Raw genomic sequence first — 21,182 nt, forward strand, 5'->3', positions numbered from 1 at the left:
TGTGGGAGCGAGCTTGCTCGCGAATGTACCAGCTCGGTTCCGGCGGCAGCGCTGCAACAATCAGCGTCAGCAAAACCGCTGCTTCCCTGCGCTCAGCTCTCAACCCGCTCATCGCATCGCCTCCACATCAAACTCAAGCGGCTTGGCCGATTTTGCGCCAATCCCGTACCAGTCCAGTTTGCGCGTCAGCACCATGAACACCCCGAGCAGGCCGAACAACATCAGCGAGCCCATCAGCAGCGCGTAATCCTCGGCGCTGAGCAGTCCGTAAAGCAGGCCATACAACGCCGCCAGACCCGCCGAAAAACTCCAGCCATGCCGCGCACTGCGCAGGACGTGACTGACATAAAAACCGATCAGCAACACGCAGCCGCTGGCCGAGAGCAAATACGCCAGAGCAAAGCCGATATGCTCCGACAGTGACAACAGCAACAGATAAAAGAACGCCAGCGCGACACCGACCAAGGCGTATTGCACCGGGTGCACCGCCAGACTCTTGAGCACTTCGAAAAGGAAGAAACCGGCGAACGTCAGGACGATGAACAGCAGCGCATATTTGATCGCCCGATCGCTTTTCAGGTACTGATCCACTGGATCAATAAAACTCACACCGAAGCTGCGGCCATTGAGCGCATCACAGTCACCGGCGACACAGCGCTGCATGGCTTCTTGCAGGTTGGTGGAGAAGAACGAGGTCTGCCAATCGGCGCTGAAACCCTGATCGTTGATCTCGCGCTTGGCCGGCAGAAAGTTACCGACGAAGCTGGGGTGCGGCCAGTTGGCGGCGAGGCTGACGCTGCTGGTCTTGCCCACCGGCACCACACGCAACGAGCCGGTGCCTTGCAAACGCAGGTCAAAACCAAAGGTCAGCTGCGTGGCTTTGCTGGCGTCCAGTGCCGGCAAGATTACGTGCACGCCCTCGCCGATCCAGGCCACTTCGCTGCCGGGCACGAAGTCCAGCTGCTGGCCGGCGACCTCCAGTTTCAGCGCATTCTCGATGCCACGAATGTCGCTGATACCGACGGCCAGGAACGGCGCGTCGAATCGGTAATCGGCGAAATCCTCTGTGATGCCCAACTGCGCCGGTAGCGAAAAATGCCCGTCGATGCGGTTGTCGGCATGGAACAGCCGCGCCTCGTAAATGCCGCGTTTGCGCAGTTCTGTTTGCACCTGACCATCGAGTTCGAAACGCTCCGGCAGAAAGTACAAGCGCCCGCGCGTTTCGCTGACTTCCTCGTAGCGCTTGTTGGTTTTCTCATTGGTCTTCCAGGTGCGTACGAGCTTGCGGTACGGCACCACCATCACCGGCCCGGTCAGTTGCTGGCTGTAACTGGAACTGCGCGCGATGTCTTCGAGCACCCCGTCGCGCAATTGCTGACGCTCGTCGATGACGCCGTCAATCATCAACAGCGGGATCAGCAACAGCAGGATCAGCAAGGCAATCGCGCCGAGCTTGATGGTCAGATTCTTGTTCATGGGACTCTCCCTGTTTGGATGGGGGGAGTCTGATGAGTGGGCGTGAGGGTTTTGTGGGGGGAATGTGGAGATTGTGTGGAAAGATCAAAAGATCGCAGCCTTCGGCAGCTCCTACAGTTGTACCGTATTCCAAATGTAGGAGCTGCCGAAGGCTGCGATCTTTTGGCTATCTCAAGGCAGGCGCAATACCACTTCAACCCCGCCCTCGACATTGCCGATGCGCATGGTCCCGCCATGCAACTTGATCACTTCCTCAACGAAGTTCAGCCCCAGCCCGGTGCTCTTGCGTCCGCTGTCGGGGCGCGGCAGTGAGTAGAAGCGTTCGGTCAGACGCGGCAGAGCGTAATCGGGGATCGGCGTGGTCTGGTTGAACAGGCGAACCTCGATCTGCTCGCCAACCCGCTCGGCACTCAAGCGCAACAGGCCCTGCGCCGGAGTGAAATCCAGCGCGTTCTCGAGCAGATTGCCCAGCGCCTGACGGAGCAGAAACGGCTCGCCAATCAGCAGCAGTTCCTCGCCGATCATTTGCTCGATACGCAGTTGTTTGCGTTCGATCCGCGCCGCCTGCGCCTTCAACAATTGGCCGACCAACATCGCCAGCGGCACTGCCACCCGCTCCTCCAACCCTTGGCGTTGTTCGACCTGCGCCAGGTTGAGCAGGCGCTCGATCAACTGCTGCATCCGTGCGCTTTCGCTGTCGATGTTGCCGACGAAGCGCAAACGCTGGAGCGGCGGCATATCACTTTGTAACAACTCCGCCGCACCACGAATCGCCGCCAGCGGACTTTTCAGTTCATGGGTCAGGGTGTGGACGTAGCGTTCGACGTAGGCCTTGCCTTCGAGCTGCGTGCGCATGTGCTCGACCGCCGTTGCCAGTTGCTCCAGCTCGCCGCCGCGATAATGCGGTACTTCAACGCGCCGGCCTTCGCTCACCGCTTGGGCATAACCGGTCAAACGATGCAGCGCGCGACTCAGCCACCACGACAGCAACGCACCGAACAACAGACCGAGGCCGACCAGGCCGGCGCCATAGGCGAGCAGACGCCGCTCGGTGCGATCGACGTAGGGCTGCAGCGAACTGTTGGGCTTGGCCACGGTGACCACGCCGATGATCCTGCCGTTGTCACGGATCGGCGCGCCGACGTGCATCACCGAGGAATTAGGATCGTCAGGGTCGCTGCGGCTGGAACGCGCGCCGTATTCGCCGCGCAGGGTCAGATACACGTCGTTCCAGCGCGAATAATCCTGGCCGACCGCGACGCCGCTGGAGTCGAGCACAACAATGCCCTTGGCGTCGGTGACGTAGATGCGGTGGTTGACCTGGTTCTTCGGCAAGCCCCAGATCGTCGCTTGCGGCTGGCGTTCGCCATAGGCACGGAGCAACTGCGGCCAGCGGTTCTCGCTGAGGGTGCCGGCCTTGAAATCGTCGCGCAGGATTTCCGCCATCAGGTTGGCGGTGTCGACCAGTGTTTCTTCAGTCGACTGGCGCACACCGGGGCGGATTTCTTCCATCACCGTGTTGAGCACGAAATAACCGGTCAGGCCGACGAACAGCACGTACACCAGAAAAATCCGCAACCCCAACGACATCAGCTGTGCCCCGGGCTGTAGCTGTATCCGAGGCCGCGGTGGGTCTGGATCGGCTCGGCCTCGGCGCGCACCAGACGCAACTTGGCGCGCACGCTTTTGATGTGGCTGTCGATGCTGCGCTCGTAACCGGCATCGGCGGCAACGCCCAGCGCATCGAGCAATTGCTCGCGGCTGAACACTCGTTCGGGTTGTTCGAGCAGGCATTGCAACAGGCGGAATTCGTGGCGGGTCAGGCTCAGCGGCTGGCCGCGATAGCTGATCTGTACGCGTTCGGGATCGATGCGAAACAGCGCAGAGCCTGCTTCCACCGCAGAGCGCGGCGCCATGCGTTTGAGGATGGCTTTGACCCGTGCCGCCACTTCCCGGGGGCTGAACGGCTTGACCACGTAATCGTCGGCGCCGATCTCAAGCCCGACCACCCGATCTATTTCAGCGTCCCGGGCACTGAGAAACAGCACTGGCACTTCAGTGAAGCGCCGCAGTTGCTTGCAGGTTTCGAAGCCACTGATGTCCGGCAGGCCAATGTCGAGAATGATCAGATCGGCCGGCGTCTGCCGCTGATGCTCCAGCGCCGCCGCGCCGAGGCTCAGCCACGCGGTGGTAAAGCCCTCGCCCTGCAGGGCAAAAATCAGCGTGTCGGCAATCGCCGCTTCGTCTTCGACAATCAGGATGTGCGGCATGGCGTCCGAGCCCGTGGCAGGTGATCCGCGAACGGTGCCCCAAGCCCGGTGTTACGTCAATCAGACCACTTAGCAGTCAGGCTTGTCGGCGGTATAGCGCCGCGCCGGATTCACCGCAGCGCCGAACTCGCGCAGGGCCTTGGCGCCGATCAACAACGGGTAGTTGAAGTGGCTGCGGTCGGTCAGGTTGACCTCGACCGTGCGTTTGACGTTGCCCAGGCACAGTTCCAGATCGACCACCGGGCGCTTGGCGACATCGCTGGCATCGCGCTCCTCGTCGTCCTCGTCGGAACGGCTTTTGATCTTGCTGATGCGCGCCACCTTGTGCTCGAAGACCTTGTCGCTGGCGTCCTTGGTGGCGAGGCGGAAACGCACCCAGTCATCGCCATCGCGGGTGAACGTCTCGATGTCCTTGGCCGACAGCGAGGCGGTCAGCGCGCCGGTGTCCATCTTGGCCTTGAGCACTTCGCCGCCGATTTCCGGCAGCGCGATGTATTCGTAACGCCCGTACAGCGTCGGCTCGGCGGCCATGACCGGCAGCGCGACGAGGGCAAACAGAGCAAGGAGGGATTTCACGTAAGGGGCTTCCTTGGAAGGTTGGGCAACGGCATTTTAGACCGCCACCTTTGAATTCGTTCGGGTGAATCAAGATCAAAAGATCGCAGCCTTCGGCAGCTCCTACAGGGATCGGTGTAGGAGCTGCCGAAGGCTGCGATCTTTTGATCTTACGGTTTGAAAAGTGAAACATTCGTCAGCGCCGATTTGGCCTGTCGCGCGAAGCTGCTTATCATGGCCCGCCCCCTGCCACTTCAAAGAGTTGCTTATGCGCCGCCTGCTCACCGGCTGTTTCGTCACCCTGCTGCTGTTGCTCAACACCCTGATCCTGATCGGCCCGTTGATGGTGTTTGCCCTGCTCAAACTGGTCGCCCCCGGGCGCTGGCGCGATCACGCATCGGCGGCGGTGATGTGGATTGCCGAGACCTGGGCCGAGATCGACAAACTGATCTTCCAGCTGTGCATTCCGACGCAGTGGGACATTCGTGGCGGCGACGATCTGCGCCGCGACACTTCCTATCTGGTGGTCAGCAACCATCAATCGTGGGTCGACATTCCGGCACTGATCCAGACCCTCAACCGGCGCACGCCGTTCTTCAAGTTCTTCCTCAAGAAAGAGCTGATCTGGGTGCCGTTCCTGGGTCTGGCGTGGTGGGCGCTGGATTACCCGTTCATGAAGCGCTACACCAAGGCCTTTCTGGCGAAGAACCCGGAACTGGCGGGCAAGGATCTGGAAATCACCAAAGCCGCTTGTGAGTTGTTCAAGCGTCAGCCGGTGACCGTGGTCAATTACCTCGAAGGCACTCGCTATACCTTGGCAAAAAGCACGCAGCAGACGTCACCCTTCAACCACCTGCTCAAGCCCAAGGCCGGCGGCGTCGCGTTTGTGCTGGCGGCGATGGGCGAACAGCTCGATGCGATGCTCGATGTGACGGTGGTGTATCCGCAGGAAAGGATTCCGGGCTTCTGGGATTTGATCAGCGGCAACGTGCCGCGGGTGATTATCGACATCAAGACCCGCGAACTCGACCCGACGCTTTGGCAGGGCGATTACGAGAAAGATCCGGCGTTCCGCCAGCGCCTCCAGAACTGGGTCAACCAGCTCTGGACCGAGAAGGATCAGCGCATCGCCGAGCTGCGCAACGAGCGTCGCTGATTCAACTGCCGGTGCCAGTGCCCCAGATGCTGCCCAGACTGCTCAACAGCGAACCGCCGACGCCCTGCTGACCGAGGTATTGCAGCAGCACCGGGGCAAACTGGCCGATCATGCCGCTGTCCATGCCCAATGCGCTGAAGGCATTGTTCAGGTCGTTGCTGTCTTTGACGTTGCCCAGCGCATTTTCCAGGCCAGCGGACTTGCCGGACGAACCGAGCAACGCCCCGAGCGCCGCCAGATTGCCGCTGCCACCGGACAACTTGTCGATGCCCGGCACTTCCTTGGCCAGTTGCGAATAGTCGGTGCTGCTCAATTGATTCTTGGCCAGCCCGAGCATCGCACTGGTGCCGCCAACAGCTTGCTCCGGCGTGACATCCAGCGCACTGAGGGCGCTGAGCAAACCGGCGGTCTCCGAGGTCGGCGCCGCAGCGGCCGCCTTGTCACCACCCTGCATACCCGCTACCGCACCGGCCACATCCTTGAGACTGAAACCGGCAAACACCGGCCCGGCGGCCAGGGTCAGGAGTGATGCCAAGGCAAAACCGCGTGAAATCCTCATTCAGACATCCTCTTGCGCTGTGGAAACCGCCCGTAGAAGGGCGGCGAAACTGCCGGTTTGACCGGGTATCCGCCGGCATGTTCCGGCGCGGCGCATCCATTTTCGTCCGGCCTGCGTATATAAAACGTGAAATCCCGGACACCCTCGTGATGAATGGCACAACCGCTGTCGCTGAACTAGCCTGTGAACAGTCCGAGCCCAGCCCTCGTCGCCCGACCTTTGCCTGGAGAGTCGTCACTTCCATCGCCGACACCGATCAGCTGCGACAGTTGTTGGCCCAGTGTTCACTGGGTGATCGTCGCGCCTTCGAAACGCTCTATCGCAGCGTCGGCCCGCGTCTGCACGGCGTGGCCCTGCGTTTTATGGGCCGCACCGATCTGGCCGAGGAAGTGCTGCAGGAAAGCTTCGTGCGCATCTGGAACAACGCCTCGCGCTACGAAGCGCATCTGTCGGCGCCGCGGACCTGGATGATCAACATAACCCGCAACCAAGCCATCGATCAGTTACGCAAACAGCGCGACCGGCCACTGGGCGATCTCGAGCAGGACGCACTGCCGGACGAAAGTCCTTCTGCGCATGAACAATTGAGCAGCGCCCGCGCGGCTCAGGCGCTGAACCGTTGTCTGGAAACCCTCGACGGCATGCAGCGCCAGTCGATCAGCGTGGCTTACTTTCAGGGCGTTTTCTACGGAACATCCGGTGCCCCAGCGCGTGTGGAATGGCATCACCGCGCGGATTGAGCCGCAAGTCCTACATTTGCCGGAAAAACGACCGTTCTGGAACTGGCTGCGTATCACGGCCGCGCTGTGTTCAATCGTGGTGCCGGTATTCTTCGGCTCGCTGGACAACCGCGACGATGCCCGCTACACCGCGACCCTGCTGAACGCCGACGCGCAACCGGCGTTGAAGGTCGAGGCGCATGCGGATTACATGCAAGTAGAGCCTCTGACGCCGGCGGCGGTTGATTCGGATCGCAGCCGACTGGACCCGTGCTTTATCAGGGGGCTCTGGCCGCACTCTGACCAAATAATGCATCAAAAATCGGTTTCTTATCGCGAGAGAATATAAAAACCTGTCAGATCTGACAGTACCCCTAATTGGGCAAGTTCCTCATGCTGGGCATCCCATCCAGACACACAGGAGTGTGCAAATGAGCAAGTCGATCGCAATGGCACTTTTCGTCATCGGTGCAGCAACCACGAACGCTTATGCGGCCAGTGTCGAAAGTTGCCCCCCGGTGAATACCATCAAATCATCGGCCTATACGGACAGCAGCGTTCCGGAGCCGGACAACACCGGTTTCCAATACAGATCGAGTTTCAATGGCAAAACATGGACCGGCGTAACGCTGTCAACCCGAGACGACTTTCTGGCACCGAAATATGAGCTGAAAGCGGAAAGCTTCGACGGTTCGATCTGCACTTATGGCGGGAAAAAAATTGTTGAAAACGGCGAAAATTCCACTCCCTATCTGAAACTTAAAGCCAATTGATCCTGGCGCCTTCAGGCTTAGATCTCTCATAAGAAGGGCGACCCATGGGTCGCCCTTTTTTCGTTACGCCGCACAGAACAACTTATGCGGATCAATCACAAATTTCTTCGGCACACCCGCATCGAACTCGCCATAACCTTCAGGCGCCTGATCGAGGCTGATCATTTGCACGCCCACCACTTCGGCAATGTTGATGCGGTCCCACATGATCGCCTGCATCAGTTGGCGGCTGTACTTCATCACCGGAATTTGGGCAGTGTGTTCCAGACAGCACATTCGTTTTCAATAAGTTCATTGAGTTAGAAGTGAAGCACGGATCACATGCGTTAAATGCGCGTCCGAAAAAAACAGACGCAATACATATCTCCGCACTTGACGGCAGATCAACGGTTTAAATCCAACGGAGATACACAACCATCAAACTGAAAAGGCCGAATATGCAAAACGTTCAAGACATCACCGAAACAGTCACTACCGCTCTGACAGCACTCACCCAATCCGCAAAACGCCCCCGTGCGCGAGCCCTACCGCAAACACATCATCTGGCTGAAAAAACGTACCGTAGTGAAGCGGAATAACTGGAGGTGACTGCCCTGCTCCAAGCAATTTCGCTTATTTCCAGACTTCATAACCCCGCCACCGGTCAATCCAAACAAGTCTAAAAGACTGTCAGACCTGACAGGTGTTCGAATGTCGGCGTTGGCATACGCTGTTGGTGTGTCAACGGACTGAAAAAAAGCGAGGTACAACCAACGATCATTCAACGGGAGATACGGAGATGGAAGAGCAGTGCAGTCCGAGCGATCAACTGTTCGAATCAGATGTCCCGCCGATCATCTTTTGCATCAGCCCGGACGATCCGATCATCAAACACATCAAAGAGGGGCAGAAGGTGACCTATGATCTTATGCGTGGTGATAACGGCCAGTTGTATGCCTTCGATATCAGACTGGCTCAAGACGAGGACATAGCCAGACCGGCTCGGTTCTCTGTGCTTTTGTAATGCGTCACTCAATCAATCGAAGCGGGAAGCACGAACATGTCAGGCAGAACTACAGGTACCGTTAAATGGTTCAACGATGAAAAAGGTTTTGGCTTTATTACCCCGCAGGGTGGAGGCGATGATCTTTTCGTTCATTTCAAATCAATCCAGACCGACGGTTTCAAATCGCTCAAAGAGGGGCAGACCGTTTCTTTTGTCGCTGCAAAAGGAGCGAAAGGAATGGAAGCCAAGGAAGTGCGGTCCGAGTAGTGAAACGTTGAACGGACTTCCCGGAAGTCTGGAACCAATATGAAAACGGCGACCCATAGTCGCCGTTTTTTATTCCCTCATTGCTTACGCCGCACTGAACAACTTATGCGGATCAATCACAAACTTCTTCGGCACACCCGCATCGAACTCGCCATAACCTTCCGGCGCCTGATCAAGGCTGATGACCTGCACGCCGACCACTTCGGCGATGTTGATGCGATCCCACATGATCGCCTGCATCAGCTGGCGGTTGTACTTCATTACCGGGGTCTGGCCGGTGTGGAAGCTGTGGGATTTGGCCCAGCCCAGGCCGAAGCGGATGCTCAGGCTGCCCATTTTTGCGGCGGCGTCGACGGCACCCGGATCTTCGGTGACGTACAGGCCGGGGATACCGATCTTGCCGGCCACCCGTACCACGCCCATCAACGAGTTGAGCACCGTGGCCGGGGCTTCGGCCTTGACCCCGTCGTGGCCGTGGCCGCGTGCCTCGAAACCGACGCAGTCCACCGCGCAGTCGACTTCCGGCTCGCCCAGCAGTGCGGCGATCTGTTCGTGCAGCGGAGTGTCCTTGGACAGGTCGACGGTTTCAAAACCCTGTGCCTTGGCGTGGGCCAGGCGGATGGTGTTGACGTCGCCGATGATCACTACGGCCGCACCGAGCAAACGTGCGGATGCCGCAGCGGCCAGACCGACCGGGCCGGCGCCGGCGATGTACACGCTGCTGCCCGGGCCGACGCCGGCCGTGACCGCGCCGTGATAACCGGTCGGGAGGATGTCGGACAGACAGGTCAGGTCGCGGATTTTCTCCATGGCCTTGTCGCGATCCGGCAGTTTCAGCAGGTTGAAATCAGCGTACGGCACCAGCACGTACTCGGCCTGACCACCGGTCCAGTCGCCCATGTCGACGTAGCCGTAAGCACCGCCGGCACGGGCCGGGTTGACGGTCAGGCAGACGCCGGTGTGTTGCTCTTTGCAGGAACGGCAGCGCCCGCAAGCCACGTTGAACGGAACGGATACCAGATCGCCGATCTTCAGGTTTTCGACGTCGGAGCCTTTTTCGATCACCTCGCCGGTGATCTCGTGGCCCAGCACCAGACCGGTCTGCGCCGTGGTTCGGCCACGCACCATGTGCTGGTCGGAGCCGCAGATGTTGGTGGAGACCACACGCAGAATCACACCGTGTTCGATCTTCCTGCCGCGCGGATCCTGCATTTTCGGATAGTCGATTTTCTGTACTTCGACCTTGCCAGCGCCGAGATACACCACACCACGATTGCCAGACATGCCATCACCTCTATATTTGTTGTTGGGTAGAGAGTTGATTGAGCTTCAAGCGGCAAGCTACAAGCCGCAAGAAGTGTGCTGACCGCTTGTTCTTGCGGCTTGGAGCTTGAAGCTTGAAGCTAAAGAACAACTGTTCTGTTGGCGTTGAGAAACACTCTTCGCTCAATGTGATAACCGACGGCCCGCGCCAGCGTCAGGCCTTCGATATCGCGCCCCTTGGCGATCAAATCCTCGGGATAGTGACTGTGATCCACCGCCTCGACGCCCTGGGCGATGATTGGCCCTTCATCGAGGTCGTTGTTGATGTAATGCGCGGTGGCGCCCACCAGTTTCACGCCCTTGTTGTAGGCCTGGTGATAGGGCTTGGCGCCTTTGAAGCCCGGCAGCAGCGAGTGATGAATGTTGATCGCCTTGCCGTCGAGCTTGCGGCACAGTTCCGGCGACAGCACCTGCATGTAGCGGGCGAGGATCACCAGTTCGGCACCGGCCTCTTCGATCACCTGCCAGACCTGACGCTCCTGCGCCGGTTTGTCGTTGGGGTCGAGGGGGAAATGGTAGTAGGGAATCTGGTGCCAGTCGGCCAGCGGCTTGAGATCCGGATGGTTGGACACCACCGCCGCCACGTCCATCGACAATTGGCCGATGCGCTGGCGGTAAAGCAAATCGTTGAGGCAGTGATCGGCCTTGGAGACCATGATCACCACTTTCGGCCGGTAGTTCGGCGCGGTCAGCTCGAAGACCATGCCGAACGCCTGCCCGCGCTCGGCAAGCCCGGCGCGGAAGGATTGTTCGTCGAAGCCGTCGGGCTGGCGAAATTCCACACGAATGAAGAAGCGCCCGGAGAGGCGGTCATCGAACGAATGGTGTTCGGTGACGTAGCAACCCTGCTCGAACAGAAAACGCGTGACCGCGTCCACCGTGCCGAGGACGCTGGGGCAGTCGGCGGTCAGAATCCATGTGTCTGGGGCGCGGCTCATGGTGCGGTGACTCCTGTTTCAACATCTGTGAGCAGAGTGAACTCTGTGGCGAGGGAGCTTGCTCCCGCTCGGCTGCGAAGCAGTCGTAAAACTTGCCACCGCGCTCGTGCTGAAAGAATGCGGTCGCTGATTTTGGGGTTGCTTCGCAACCTGGCGGGAGCAAGCTTCCTCGCCACAAAAGCAGTCACCACGGGTCAAGCCTGAACGCTGAGGCCGTACTCAGCCGAAGCATCCTGCAACCACAACCACCAGTAATCCGAGAAGCTGCGACGAATCAGCAGTTCCCAAGTGTCTTCAGCGGTATGGCGAATCATCAACTGCGACTTGGCGAACACCGTGCCCACAGCCTTGCCGACCGGAAAATTGTTCGGGTGCACGTCATAGCTGGTCGATTTCATCAGCACCTGACGCACGTTCGGCCCGCTCAGTTCGAGGATCTGCTGGCCGCCGCTGACGTTGACGATTGCAATGTGCAGATCGCCCAGGGCTTCACGCAGTTTTTGCTCAGCGGCGAATTCCTCGCCACTCGGCACGATCAGCAGCCACTCGTCCGGGCCCATCCATTGCAGGCTGGTTTCGCCTTTGACGATCACACTGAGGGCGCCGGGCAACTCGATACCGAGCGCCTTGTGCACACCGGCCGCGAAGGCTGCATCGTGGCCATCGCCACGAATGGTCAGATGGCCGAGGAGTTTCTTTTCCCGCACGATCACACCGGCGTTCTTGCGGCCCTTGCCGACCAGGCTGGCGAGGTCGGCATGGTGCAGCGACGACTCGGCCTTGGCGCCAGTGGTGGGGCGTTGCTGGTAAACATTGGCTGTGGTCATAAAGCACCTTCTGAATTCTGTTGGATCCTGTGGTAGCTGTGCCGCCGCCTTCGCGAGCAGGCTCGCTCCCACAGGGGAACGCGATCGAATGTGGGAGCGAGCCTGCTCGCGAATAGCCGCCCGCCCACCACCTCGAGGCCGTCAGATGTTCTGCCGCTCACCCTTCGGATCGAAGAACACCGAAGAAACGATTTCCGCCTCGATCACGCTGCCATCGGCCAGCGGTGCGAACACCCGCTCGCCCATGCGCTTGAGGCCGCCCTTGACCACGCCCATGGCAAACGAATAACCGAGGGAGTTGTGCGCGTAGCTTGAGGTGACGTGGCCGACCATGGTCATCGGGATCGCCTGCTTGGTGTTGAACACCAGTTGCGCGCCTTCCGGCAGCCATTTGGTCGGATCGATCGGTTTGAGGCCCACCAGTTGTTTGCGCTGATCTTTCACGCAATCTTCCCGGTTCATGCCGCGCTGGCCGATCCACGAGAACGGTTTGGTACGACCGACACACCAGCCCATGTTCAGGTCGTCCGGAGTCATCGAGCCGTCGGTGTCCTGGCCGACGATGATGAAACCCTTTTCGGCCCGCAGCACGTGCATGGTTTCGGTGCCGTACGGCGTCAGGTTGTACTGCTTGCCGGCCTCGACGATTTTCTCCAGCACACCCATCGCGTAGTCGGCCTGCACGTTGACTTCGTACGACAGCTCACCGGTGAACGAGATACGGAACACCCGCGCCGGCACATCGCCGACCAGACCTTCTTTCCAGGTCATGAACGGGAACGCTTCGTTGCTCAGATCGATGTCGGTCACGGCGCTGAGCAGCTTGCGGCTGTTCGGCCCGGACAGGGTCATGGTCGCCCAGTGGTCGGTGACGGAGGTGAAGTACACCTTCAGCTCCGGCCATTCGGTCTGGTGGTACAGCTCCAGCCACTGCAGTACGCGTGCGGCGCCGCCGGTGGTGGTGGTCATGACGAAATGGTTGTCCGCCAGGCAGGCCGTCACACCATCGTCGAAGACCATGCCGTCTTCCTTGCACATCAAACCGTAACGGGCCTTGCCCACGTCGAGCTTGGTCCAGGCGTTGGTGTACACGCGATTGAGGAACTCGCGGGCATCCGGGCCTTGAATGTCGATCTTGCCGAGGGTCGAGGCGTCGAGCAGGCCGACGCTGTCGCGCACGGCTTTGCATTCACGCTTGACCGCTGCGTGCAGGTCTTCGCCGTTTTTCGGGAAGTACCACGGACGCTTCCACTGACCGACGTCTTCGAACTCGGCGCCGTTCTTCACATGCCAGGCATGCAGCGCGGTGTAGCGCACCGGTTCGAAGATGTGCCCACAGTGCCGACCGGCCACGGCGCCGAACGTCACTGGCGTGTAGTTCGGACGGAACATGGTGGTGCCCATTTGCGGGATGGTCACGTTCAGCGAACGGGCCGCAATGGCCAGACCATTGACGTTGCCGAGCTTGCCCTGATCGGTGCCGAAGCCCAGTGCGGTGTAGCGTTTGACGTGCTCGACCGACTCGAAACCTTCGCGGGTCGCCAGTTCGATGCCACCGGCGGTGACGTCGTTCTGGAAGTCGACGAATTGCTTCGGTGCACGCGCCGAGTTCTTCTCGTGGGGCACCTGGAACAACGCCAGCGTTGGCTCTTCGAGACGGCTCAGCGCTTTCGGCAACACGCCTTCGACGGTCTGGAAACCGGCTTCGGCGGCAGCGCGCACGCCACCTTCGAATCCATCAGCCAGAGAATCGCCGAGCGCGTAGACGCCATTGATACCACCGACGCATACGCGTTTCTGCGGCGCTTCACCCGGCACGAAACCGAGGATGTCTTCACGCCAGACCGGCTTGCCACCGAGGTGCGAAGCCAGGTGCACCACCGGGCTGTAACCGCCGGAGCTGGCGACCAGATCGCAGTCCAGCCACTCGCCCGGACTGGTCACGGCGTGTGCCTTGACGTCAATCGCGGCGACGCGCGCAGCGGTCACGCGCTTGCTGCCGCGGGCCTCGATCACCGCACTGCCGGTGAGGATGCGAATGCCCTTGGCGCGTGCCTCTTCGACCAATGCACCACGCGGATTGCCGCGGGCGTCGGCGACCGCGACCACTTGCAGGCCGGCGTCGAGCCAATCGAGAGCAACGCGATAGGCGTGATCGTTGTTGGTGCTGAGGACAAGCTTCTTGCCCGGCGCGACGCCGTAGCGACGCACGTAAGTCGACACCGCACCGGCGAGCATGTTGCCCGGCACGTCGTTGTTGCCGTAGACCAGCGGACGCTCATGGGCGCCGGTCGCCAGCACCACGCGCTTGGCGCGGACGCGGTGGATGCGCTGACGCACCTGGCCGATCGGCGCGCGATCACCGAGGTGATCGGTGAGGCGTTCATGAATGGTCAGGAAGTTGTGGTCGTGGTAACCGTTGACCGTGGCGCGCGGCAACAGCAGCACGTCCGGGGTGTTCTTCAATTCAGCGATGACGCTGTTGACCCACTCCATCGCCGGTTTGCCGTCGAGGCTTTCACGCGAGTCGAGCAGGCTGCCGCCGAACTCTTCCTGCTCATCGGCCAGAATCACCCGCGCACCGCTGCGCGCAGCGGCCAGGGCAGCGGCGAGACCGGCCGGGCCGGCGCCGACGATCAGCACGTCGCAGTGCTGGTTCATGTAGTCGTAGGTATCCGGATCGTTCTCGGTCGGCGAACGGCCGAGACCGGCAGCCTTGCGGATGTATTTCTCGTAGGTCATCCAGAACGATTGCGGGTACATGAAGGTTTTGTAGTAGAACCCCGGCGGCATCAGCTTGCCGCCGACCTTGCCGAGAATGCCCATCATGTCGTTGTTGACGCTCGGCCAGCCGTTGGTGCTGGTGGCGACCAGGCCCTGATACAACGCCTGTTGCGTGGCGCGCACGTTGGGAATCTGCGTGGCTTCGGTAGCACCGATCTGCAGCACCGCGTTCGGCTCTTCGGAGCCAGCGGCGAAGATCCCGCGAGGGCGCGAATACTTGAAGCTGCGGCCGATGATGTCGACGCCGTTGGCGATCAGTGCAGCGGCCAGCGAGTCGCCTTCATAGCCTTTGTAGGTCTGGCCGTTGAAGGTGAAGCTCAGCACTTTGTTGCGGTCGATCCGTCCACCGTTGGACAGGCGATTGGTCTGGCTCATACCTTCTCTCCCAGCGCCGTCGTGGCTGTTTTCGCAGTGCCAGCCTTGTCGGTGAATTGTGGCTTCTCGCCGATCTTGTAACTCTCGAGAATCTCGTAGGTCACGGTATCGCGAGTGACGTTGAAATACTGGCGGCAACCGGCAACGTGGTCCCACAACTCGTGGTGCAGACCGCGCGGGTTATCGCGAAAGAACATGTAGTCGCCCCACTCTTCATCGGTGCAGGCGTTCGGATCCAGCGGCCGCGGGATGTGCGCCTGACCGGATGCATGGAATTCCTCTTCGGAGCGCAGTTCGCCGCAGTGAGGACAGAAGATGTGCAACATGGGTATTTCTCCTGTTAGTGGGCGACGGCAGCAGCGCCGTGTTCGTCAATGAGCGCGCCGTTGTGGAAACGGTCGATGGAAAACGGGGCGGCCAACGGATGCATTTCACCCTTGGCCAGACTCGCGGCAAACACGTTGCCCGAGCCCGGTGTGGCCTTGAAGCCGCCGGTGCCCCAACCGCAGTTGAAGAACATGTTCGGCACCGGCGTCTTGGAAATGATCGGGCAGGCGTCCGGCGTGGTGTCGACGATGCCGCCCCACTGGCGGTTCATGCGAACGCGGGACAACACCGGGAACATCTCGACGATGGCCTGGATGGTGTGCTCGATCACCGGGTACGAACCACGCTGGCCGTAGCCGTTGTAGCCGTCGATACCGGCGCCGATCACCAGGTCGCCCTTGTCGGACTGGCTGATGTAGCCGTGTACGGCGTTGGACATGATCACGCTGTCGATAATCGGTTTGATCGGCTCGGACACCAGCGCTTGCAATGGGTGGGATTCGATCGGCAGGCGGAAACCGGCGAGTTTGGCCATGTGCCCGGAGTTACCGGCAGTGACCACGCCGACGCGCTTGGCGCCGATGAAACCCTTGTTGGTTTCGACGCCGATGCATACGCCGTTTTCCTTGCGGAAACCGATCACTTCGGTCTGCTGGATCAAGTCCACGCCGAGGGCGTCAGCGGCACGGGCAAAGCCCCAGGCCACGGCGTCGTGACGGGCCACGCCACCGCGACGCTGCACGGTGGCACCCATCACCGGGTAACGGGTGTTTTTCGAGCAATCCAGGTACGGAATCTCGTCGGCCACTTGCTTGGCATCGAGCAGCTCGCCATCGACGCCGTTGAGGCGGTTGGCGCTGACCCGACGCTCGGAATCGCGAATGTCCTGCAGGGTGTGGCACAGGTTGTAGACGCCGCGCTGGGAGAACATCACGTTGTAGTTGAGATCCTGCGACAGGCCTTCCCACAATTTCATCGCGTGTTCGTACAGGTGCGCCGACTCGTCCCACAGGTAGTTGGAACGCACGATGGTGGTGTTGCGCGCGGTGTTACCGCCGCCCAGCCAGCCCTTCTCGACCACGGCGACATTGGTGATGCCGTGCTCCTTGGCCAGATAGTAGGCCGTCGCCAGACCGTGGCCGCCGCCGCCGACGATGACCACGTCGTAGACTTTTTTCGGCGTGGGCGTGCGCCACATGCGCTGCCAGTTTTCGTGGTGACTGAGCGAGTGTTTGAACAGGCCGAAGCCGGAATAGCGTTGCATAGTCATTACTCCAAAACCGCTCAGCGATAAACCGGGAAGTCTGCGCACAGGGCCGAAACCTGCTGGGCAACATTGGCCTCGACATCGGCATCGCCGAGGTTGTCGAGGATGTCGCAGATCCAGCCGGCGAGGGTTTCGCACTGGCTGACCTTGAAGCCGCGCGTGGTCACGGCCGGGGTGCCGATGCGCAGGCCCGAAGTCACAAACGGCGACTGCGGATCGTTCGGCACGGCATTCTTGTTGACGGTGATGTGCGCACGACCCAGCGCGGCGTCGGCGTCTTTGCCGGTCAGGCCCTGACGAATCAGGCTGACCAGGAACAGATGGTTGTCGGTGCCGCCGGAGACAACATCGTAGCCACGCTTGATGAACACGCTGGCCATCGCCTGGGCGTTGTCGATCACTTGTTGCTGATATGCCTTGAAGCCTGGCTCCAGCGCTTCCTTGAAGCACACCGCTTTACCGGCGATGACGTGCATCAGCGGGCCGCCCTGGGCGCCGGGGAATACCGCGGCGTTGAGCTTTTTCTCGATCTCTTCGTTGGACTTGGCCAGGATCAGCCCGCCACGTGGGCCGCGCAGGGTCTTGTGGGTGGTGGTGGTGACCACGTCGGCGTATGGCAGCGGATTCGGATACAGACCGGCAGCCACCAGACCGGCGACGTGGGCCATGTCGACGAACAGCAGCGCACCGACCTTGTCAGCGATCTGACGGAAGCGCGGGAAATCCAGAGTCTTCGAATAAGCGGAAAAACCGGCGACGATCATTTTCGGTTTGCACTCGACGGCCAGACGCTCCACTTCGTCGTAATCGATCAGCCCGGTATCGGTGTTGATGCCGTACTGCACGGCGTTGTAGAGCTTGCCGGAGGACGACACTTTCGCGCCGTGGGTCAGGTGACCGCCGTGGGCCAGGCTCATGCCGAGAATGGTGTCGCCCGGCTGGATCAGCGCCAGGTAAACGGCGCTGTTGGCCGAGGATCCGGAGTGCGGCTGGACGTTGGCGTAATCGGCGCCGAACAGTTGCTTGGCGCGCTCGATGGCCAGCGCCTCGACTTTGTCCACGTGCTCGCAGCCACCGTAGTAGCGCTTGCCCGGGTAGCCCTCGGCGTATTTGTTGGTGAGGCCGCTGCCTTGTGCCTGCATGACGCGCTTGCTGGTGTAGTTCTCCGACGCGATCAGCTCGATGTGATCTTCCTGACGTTGCTCCTCGGCATTCATCGCCGCCAGCAGTGCATCGTCGTAACCCTGGATCTGGTCTTGCTTGCTGAACATCGCGTCTCTCCCAGCGGCATCTGTGCGCCATTCGTCTCGGTAAGGCACCGGCAATCACGGCAGTGCCCTTTGATGCGATGGTATGACCGGCTTCGAGTGCTCAAATGCCTGCGGACGCCACGCAAAGGTGCGTTTACGACATGGCTGGAAATGACTGGAGAATGCATTCCCCCTGTAGGAGCTGCCGAAGGCTGCGATCTTTTGACTTTGACTTTGAAGATCAAAGGATCGCAGCCTTCGGCAGCTCCTACAGGGGTTATGTGATCAACTGGCGGACGGCGAGCAGCAGGAGGAAATGCATGGGATACAGGGCATACGCCCAGCGCCGCATCGGCGGTGGCTGCAGATGTCGCCCATGTCGTAACAAGAACATCCCCAACATCGGCGCAAACAGGCATGTAGCCAGACCGAGAATCGCCACGCTGTTGCCGAACCGCGCCGAGTCGAGCAACACCTGCCATTGATTCGCCGCCAGACATACCAGCCCCGGCAACAGGCTGAAATACCACGGGCGGCGGAACACCAGCAGCAGCGCCAACGGCAGCAGCACGCCAGAGAAACCGAACATCAGTCGCTCTGAAAACACCAACGCCACCACTAGTGCGGCCAGTGCGAGCAAACGCGCCACCGACGATGAATCCTGCCAGCCCCGCGCCACCAGCAGGCCCAACGCCAGAGTCGGTAGCACGTTCAGGGTGTCCGGATCGGGTATGTACAAGCGATACGGAATTTCACTGATTGCGCTGAACAGCATCAGCCAGCCCGGATAACGCCATTCCATTTTCCTCGAACCATTGCGCGCCAGGTTCGCCGCCATCGCCAGGCAAAACCAAGGAAACGCCAGGCGCCCGGGTACATACAGCCAATCGACGGAGAACCCGACGTAGCGCAGGTGATCGAGCACCATGCTCAGCAGCGCCAGCCACTTGAGCAGATCCAGAGCGCCGTCGCGTTGGCTCAGGTGCATAATCGGCCCATAAACTGGTAATTTTCTGCACCCGACATCGCATGTGCTCCCCGGAAGATCTTCGGTAAAGTGCGCATCCTCATTGACCACGAGCCTTCACAAGAGTCTCGATTACGGAAGCCGGCCATGACCGACAAGAGCCAACAATTCGCCAGCGACAACTATTCCGGTATCTGCCCTGAAGCCTGGGCCGCCATGGAACAGGCCAATCACGGCCACCAGCGCGCCTACGGCGACGATGAATGGACCGCCCGCGCGGCCGATCATTTCCGCAAATTGTTCGAAACCGACTGCGAAGTGTTCTTCGCCTTCAACGGCACCGCCGCCAACTCGCTGGCCCTGTCGTCGCTGTGCCAGAGTTACCACAGCGTGATCTGCTCGGAAACCGCTCATGTCGAAACCGACGAATGCGGCGCTCCGGAATTCTTCTCCAACGGTTCGAAACTGCTGATTGCCGGTACCGAAAACGGCAAGATCACCCCGCAGTCGATCCGCGAAGTCGCGCTCAAGCGTCAGGACATCCATTACCCGAAACCACGCGTGGTGACCCTGACCCAGGCCACCGAAGTCGGCAGCGTCTACACCCCGGAAGAAGTCCGAGCGATCAGCGCCACCTGCAAGGAATTGGGCCTGCACCTGCACATGGATGGCGCGCGTTTTTCCAACGCCTGCGCATTCCTCGGCTGCTCGCCTGCCGACCTGACCTGGAAGGCCGGCGTCGACGTGCTGTGCTTCGGTGGCACCAAGAACGGCATGGCGGTGGGTGAGGCGATCCTGTTCTTCAACCACAAACTGGCCGAAGACTTCGATTACCGCTGCAAACAGGCCGGGCAATTGGCCTCGAAGATGCGCTTTCTGTCGGCGCCGTGGGTCGGCATTCTGGAAAACGACGCCTGGCTCAAATACGCCCGCCACGCCAACCACTGCGCGCAACTGCTGGCCGAACTGGTCAGCGACATCCCTGGCGTCGAGCTGATGTTCCCGGTGCAGGCCAACGGCGTGTTCCTGCAACTGTCCGAGCCAGCGATCGCCGCGCTGACCGCGAAGAACTGGCGCTTCTACACCTTCATCGGCAAGGGCGGCGCACGCTTCATGTGCTCCTGGGACACCGAAGAAGAACGCGTGCGCGAACTGGCGCGCGATATTCGCGAAGTGATGTCGGCCTGATTCCCACCACATTGATCGTTCCCACGCGTGGGAACGATCAGCTGTCGTGCGCGTGAACTCCTTATTAAAACTCGATACGCACATCCCCCTTCGGCACGCTGCAGCACGACAAGATAAATCCTTCAGCCTCGTCGTCCTCGGTAATCCCGCCGTTGTGCTCCATCTCCACTTCGCCCCCCAGTTTCAGCACCTTGCAGGTGCCGCAAATACCCATGCCGCAGGCTTTCGGGATCATCAGGCCGAGCTTGGCGGCTGCCGCGTGGACGGTTTCGCCCGGGCCGACGCGAATGCTTTTGCCGGAGGCGGTGAATTCAACCTGGTGCAGATCCGCCGCGTCGACTTCCGGAGCATCGGCGGCCTGTTCGGCCTGTTCCACCGCATCGGCGCGGGCCTCGGGTGGCGTCGCGCCGAAAGATTCTTCGTGGTAGCGCGACATGTCATAGCCGGCCGCTTCCAGCAGACGCTTGACCGCAGTCATGTAAGGCGTCGGGCCGCAGCAGAACACTTCGCGTTCGAGAAAGTCCGGCACCATCAGTTCGAGCATCTTGTGATTCAGATAACCGCGATAGCCGGCCCAGGGCTCACCGAGGCCGTGCTTCTCACAGATCAGGTGCAGGCTGAAGTTGTCGATCCGCGACGCCATATGCTCCAGCTCGCGGTGATAAATGATGTCTTTGGGCGAGCGCGCGCTGTGCACGAAGGTCATGTCGACGTTGGCATTGGTGTCATAGAACCAGCGCGCCATCGACATGCACGGGGTGATGCCGACGCCGCCGCTGAGATAAAGGACTTTCGGGCTGGGGAAGTCGATCGCGTTGAACAGCCCGACCGGGCCGTGCACCGCCAGCTCCTGACCTTCATGGAGGGTGTCGTGCAACCAGTTGGAGACCTTGCCGCCCGGCACGCGCTTGATCGTTACCGAAAAACTGTACGGCACCGACGGCGAGCTGGAGATCGTGTACGAACGCATGATCGGCTGGCCTTCGATTTCCAGCTCCAGGGTGACGAACTGCCCGGGCTTGAAGAAGAACAGGATCGGCTGGTCGGCCATAAAGCAGAAAGTGCGCACATCCCAGGTTTCCTGGATGACTTTGACGCAACGGACAATGTGTCGGCCATTGGCCCAGGTCTGGGTGGTGACCGGATTCAGGAAGCTGTTGGACATGCTGTTCTCCA

General features: G+C 60.5%; 20 protein-coding genes and 2 pseudogenes. 7 read left to right on the top strand and 15 right to left on the bottom strand.

The genetic code is table 11. The features are described 5' to 3' along the window. Nucleotides 1-108: 108 nt before the first annotated feature. The 4 genes from creD to rloA2 form a co-directional block, all read right to left on the bottom strand. Nucleotides 109-1,476, bottom strand: a complete 1,368-nt coding sequence (creD, locus tag VNV36_RS07715; RefSeq protein ID WP_325717250.1) for a cell envelope integrity protein CreD — start codon at nt 1,474-1,476, stop codon at nt 109-111. A 171-nt stretch (nt 1,477-1,647) separates the two neighbouring features. Beyond that, nucleotides 1,648-3,066, bottom strand: coding sequence for a two-component system sensor histidine kinase CreC (gene creC, locus VNV36_RS07720; RefSeq protein WP_325717251.1), 1,419 nt, complete (start codon nt 3,064-3,066; stop codon nt 1,648-1,650). Continuing rightward, nucleotides 3,066-3,746: a two-component system response regulator CreB gene (creB, locus tag VNV36_RS07725; protein ID WP_325717252.1), complete on the bottom strand. Its 681-nt coding sequence runs from the start codon at nt 3,744-3,746 to the stop codon at nt 3,066-3,068. Before creB ends, creC begins: the two co-directional genes overlap by 1 nt. A 69-nt stretch (nt 3,747-3,815) precedes the next feature. After that, nucleotides 3,816-4,322, bottom strand: coding sequence for a retropepsin-like aspartic peptidase RloA2 (gene rloA2, locus VNV36_RS07730; RefSeq protein WP_325717253.1), 507 nt, complete (start codon nt 4,320-4,322; stop codon nt 3,816-3,818). Nucleotides 4,323-4,569: 247 nt separating this feature from the next. On the opposite strand from rloA2, the gene yihG reads away from it, so the two are divergent. Beyond that, the gene (yihG, locus tag VNV36_RS07735; RefSeq protein WP_325717254.1) at nt 4,570-5,457 is read left to right on the top strand and encodes a 1-acylglycerol-3-phosphate O-acyltransferase, YihG family; all 888 of its coding nucleotides are present in this window, start codon (nt 4,570-4,572) and stop codon (nt 5,455-5,457) included. A gap of 1 nt (nt 5,458) precedes the next feature. On the opposite strand, the gene VNV36_RS07740 is transcribed toward yihG, so the two are convergent. After that, the gene (locus VNV36_RS07740; protein WP_325717255.1) at nt 5,459-6,016 is read right to left on the bottom strand and encodes a DUF2780 domain-containing protein; all 558 of its coding nucleotides are present in this window, start codon (nt 6,014-6,016) and stop codon (nt 5,459-5,461) included. Between the two features lie 149 nt (nt 6,017-6,165). Here VNV36_RS07740 and VNV36_RS07745 point away from each other — a divergent pair, with 149 nt between their 5' ends. The 3 genes and pseudogenes from VNV36_RS07745 to VNV36_RS07755 all read left to right on the top strand — a co-directional run bounded on the left by VNV36_RS07745 (nt 6,166) and on the right by VNV36_RS07755 (nt 7,508). Next, on the top strand, nt 6,166-6,756 hold the full coding sequence (locus tag VNV36_RS07745) for an RNA polymerase sigma factor (protein WP_325717256.1): 591 nt from the start codon (nt 6,166-6,168) through the stop codon (nt 6,754-6,756). Next, nucleotides 6,707-6,994: pseudogene (locus VNV36_RS07750) on the top strand (anti-sigma factor); the annotation flags it as partial. The gene VNV36_RS07745 and the pseudogene VNV36_RS07750, both read left to right, overlap by 50 nt. Before the next feature lie 172 nt (nt 6,995-7,166). Continuing rightward, nucleotides 7,167-7,508, top strand: a complete 342-nt coding sequence (locus tag VNV36_RS07755) for a hypothetical protein (protein WP_325717258.1) — start codon at nt 7,167-7,169, stop codon at nt 7,506-7,508. Nucleotides 7,509-7,571: 63 nt separating this feature from the next. Here VNV36_RS07755 and VNV36_RS07760 read toward each other — a convergent pair. Continuing rightward, a pseudogene (locus VNV36_RS07760) lies at nt 7,572-7,769 on the bottom strand (formaldehyde dehydrogenase, glutathione-independent); the annotation flags it as partial. Nucleotides 7,770-8,286: 517 nt separating this feature from the next. Here VNV36_RS07760 and VNV36_RS07765 point away from each other — a divergent pair. Continuing rightward, complete coding sequence (locus VNV36_RS07765; RefSeq protein WP_325717259.1) at nt 8,287-8,511, top strand: hypothetical protein; 225 nt, start codon at nt 8,287-8,289, stop codon at nt 8,509-8,511. Nucleotides 8,512-8,547: 36 nt separating this feature from the next. Further along, entirely contained in the window at nt 8,548-8,760 is a 213-nt protein-coding gene (locus tag VNV36_RS07770; protein WP_325717260.1) for a cold-shock protein, read from the top strand. 84 nt (nt 8,761-8,844) lie between these two features. On the opposite strand, the gene fdhA is transcribed toward VNV36_RS07770, so the two are convergent. The 8 genes from fdhA to VNV36_RS07810 form a co-directional block, all read right to left on the bottom strand. Beyond that, complete coding sequence (gene fdhA, locus VNV36_RS07775) at nt 8,845-10,044, bottom strand: formaldehyde dehydrogenase, glutathione-independent (RefSeq protein WP_325717261.1); 1,200 nt, start codon at nt 10,042-10,044, stop codon at nt 8,845-8,847. A gap of 119 nt (nt 10,045-10,163) precedes the next feature. Next, complete coding sequence (gene purU, locus VNV36_RS07780; protein WP_285419260.1) at nt 10,164-11,021, bottom strand: formyltetrahydrofolate deformylase; 858 nt, start codon at nt 11,019-11,021, stop codon at nt 10,164-10,166. Between the two features lie 194 nt (nt 11,022-11,215). Then, nucleotides 11,216-11,848 (bottom strand): sarcosine oxidase subunit gamma, encoded by a 633-nt coding sequence (locus tag VNV36_RS07785; RefSeq protein WP_041476747.1) that lies wholly within the window; start codon nt 11,846-11,848, stop codon nt 11,216-11,218. A gap of 141 nt (nt 11,849-11,989) precedes the next feature. After that, nucleotides 11,990-15,007, bottom strand: a complete 3,018-nt coding sequence (locus VNV36_RS07790; RefSeq protein WP_325717262.1) for a sarcosine oxidase subunit alpha — start codon at nt 15,005-15,007, stop codon at nt 11,990-11,992. Beyond that, on the bottom strand, nt 15,004-15,333 hold the full coding sequence (locus VNV36_RS07795; protein ID WP_016772830.1) for a sarcosine oxidase subunit delta: 330 nt from the start codon (nt 15,331-15,333) through the stop codon (nt 15,004-15,006). The genes VNV36_RS07790 and VNV36_RS07795 overlap by 4 nt, the downstream gene beginning before the upstream one ends. 14 nt (nt 15,334-15,347) lie before the next feature. Then, nucleotides 15,348-16,598, bottom strand: a complete 1,251-nt coding sequence (locus VNV36_RS07800; RefSeq protein WP_007980419.1) for a sarcosine oxidase subunit beta — start codon at nt 16,596-16,598, stop codon at nt 15,348-15,350. A 20-nt stretch (nt 16,599-16,618) separates the two neighbouring features. Beyond that, nucleotides 16,619-17,872: a serine hydroxymethyltransferase gene (gene glyA / locus VNV36_RS07805; protein WP_024014589.1), complete on the bottom strand. Its 1,254-nt coding sequence runs from the start codon at nt 17,870-17,872 to the stop codon at nt 16,619-16,621. 256 nt (nt 17,873-18,128) lie between these two features. Beyond that, a complete protein-coding gene (locus VNV36_RS07810; RefSeq protein WP_325717263.1) occupies nt 18,129-18,839 on the bottom strand; it encodes a TraX family protein in 711 nt (236 codons plus the stop codon). A gap of 126 nt (nt 18,840-18,965) precedes the next feature. Here VNV36_RS07810 and VNV36_RS07815 point away from each other — a divergent pair, with 126 nt between their 5' ends. Beyond that, a complete protein-coding gene (locus tag VNV36_RS07815) occupies nt 18,966-20,006 on the top strand; it encodes a threonine aldolase family protein (RefSeq protein ID WP_016772826.1) in 1,041 nt (346 codons plus the stop codon). 64 nt (nt 20,007-20,070) lie between these two features. On the opposite strand, the gene gbcB is transcribed toward VNV36_RS07815, so the two are convergent. Continuing rightward, nucleotides 20,071-21,171 (bottom strand): glycine betaine monooxygenase reductase subunit, encoded by a 1,101-nt coding sequence (gbcB, locus tag VNV36_RS07820; protein ID WP_325717264.1) that lies wholly within the window; start codon nt 21,169-21,171, stop codon nt 20,071-20,073. Nucleotides 21,172-21,182: the final 11 nt, after the last annotated feature.

Source organism: Pseudomonas sp. (genome assembly GCF_035554175.1).
In the GTDB taxonomy this organism is placed as follows: domain Bacteria; phylum Pseudomonadota; class Gammaproteobacteria; order Pseudomonadales; family Pseudomonadaceae; genus Aquipseudomonas.

Bases quoted from the DNA above. Each gene is read 5' to 3' on its own strand.
- creD (WP_325717250.1), bottom strand. From the start codon at position 1,476: ATGAACAAGAATCTGACCATCAAGCTCGGCGCGATTGCCTTGCTGATC.
- creC (WP_325717251.1), bottom strand. From the start codon at position 3,066: ATGTCGTTGGGGTTGCGGATTTTTCTGGTGTACGTGCTGTTCGTCGGC.
- creB (WP_325717252.1), bottom strand. From the start codon at position 3,746: ATGCCGCACATCCTGATTGTCGAAGACGAAGCGGCGATTGCCGACACG.
- yihG (WP_325717254.1), top strand. From the start codon at position 4,570: ATGCGCCGCCTGCTCACCGGCTGTTTCGTCACCCTGCTGCTGTTGCTC.
- VNV36_RS07740 (WP_325717255.1), bottom strand. From the start codon at position 6,016: ATGAGGATTTCACGCGGTTTTGCCTTGGCATCACTCCTGACCCTGGCC.
- VNV36_RS07745 (WP_325717256.1), top strand. From the start codon at position 6,166: ATGAATGGCACAACCGCTGTCGCTGAACTAGCCTGTGAACAGTCCGAG.
- VNV36_RS07755 (WP_325717258.1), top strand. From the start codon at position 7,167: ATGAGCAAGTCGATCGCAATGGCACTTTTCGTCATCGGTGCAGCAACC.
- VNV36_RS07765 (WP_325717259.1), top strand. From the start codon at position 8,287: ATGGAAGAGCAGTGCAGTCCGAGCGATCAACTGTTCGAATCAGATGTC.
- VNV36_RS07770 (WP_325717260.1), top strand. From the start codon at position 8,548: ATGTCAGGCAGAACTACAGGTACCGTTAAATGGTTCAACGATGAAAAA.
- fdhA (WP_325717261.1), bottom strand. From the start codon at position 10,044: ATGTCTGGCAATCGTGGTGTGGTGTATCTCGGCGCTGGCAAGGTCGAA.
- purU (WP_285419260.1), bottom strand. From the start codon at position 11,021: ATGAGCCGCGCCCCAGACACATGGATTCTGACCGCCGACTGCCCCAGC.
- VNV36_RS07785 (WP_041476747.1), bottom strand. From the start codon at position 11,848: ATGACCACAGCCAATGTTTACCAGCAACGCCCCACCACTGGCGCCAAG.
- VNV36_RS07790 (WP_325717262.1), bottom strand. From the start codon at position 15,007: ATGAGCCAGACCAATCGCCTGTCCAACGGTGGACGGATCGACCGCAAC.
- VNV36_RS07795 (WP_016772830.1), bottom strand. From the start codon at position 15,333: ATGTTGCACATCTTCTGTCCTCACTGCGGCGAACTGCGCTCCGAAGAG.
- VNV36_RS07800 (WP_007980419.1), bottom strand. From the start codon at position 16,598: ATGCAACGCTATTCCGGCTTCGGCCTGTTCAAACACTCGCTCAGTCAC.
- glyA (WP_024014589.1), bottom strand. From the start codon at position 17,872: ATGTTCAGCAAGCAAGACCAGATCCAGGGTTACGACGATGCACTGCTG.
- VNV36_RS07810 (WP_325717263.1), bottom strand. From the start codon at position 18,839: ATGCACCTGAGCCAACGCGACGGCGCTCTGGATCTGCTCAAGTGGCTG.
- VNV36_RS07815 (WP_016772826.1), top strand. From the start codon at position 18,966: ATGACCGACAAGAGCCAACAATTCGCCAGCGACAACTATTCCGGTATC.
- gbcB (WP_325717264.1), bottom strand. From the start codon at position 21,171: ATGTCCAACAGCTTCCTGAATCCGGTCACCACCCAGACCTGGGCCAAT.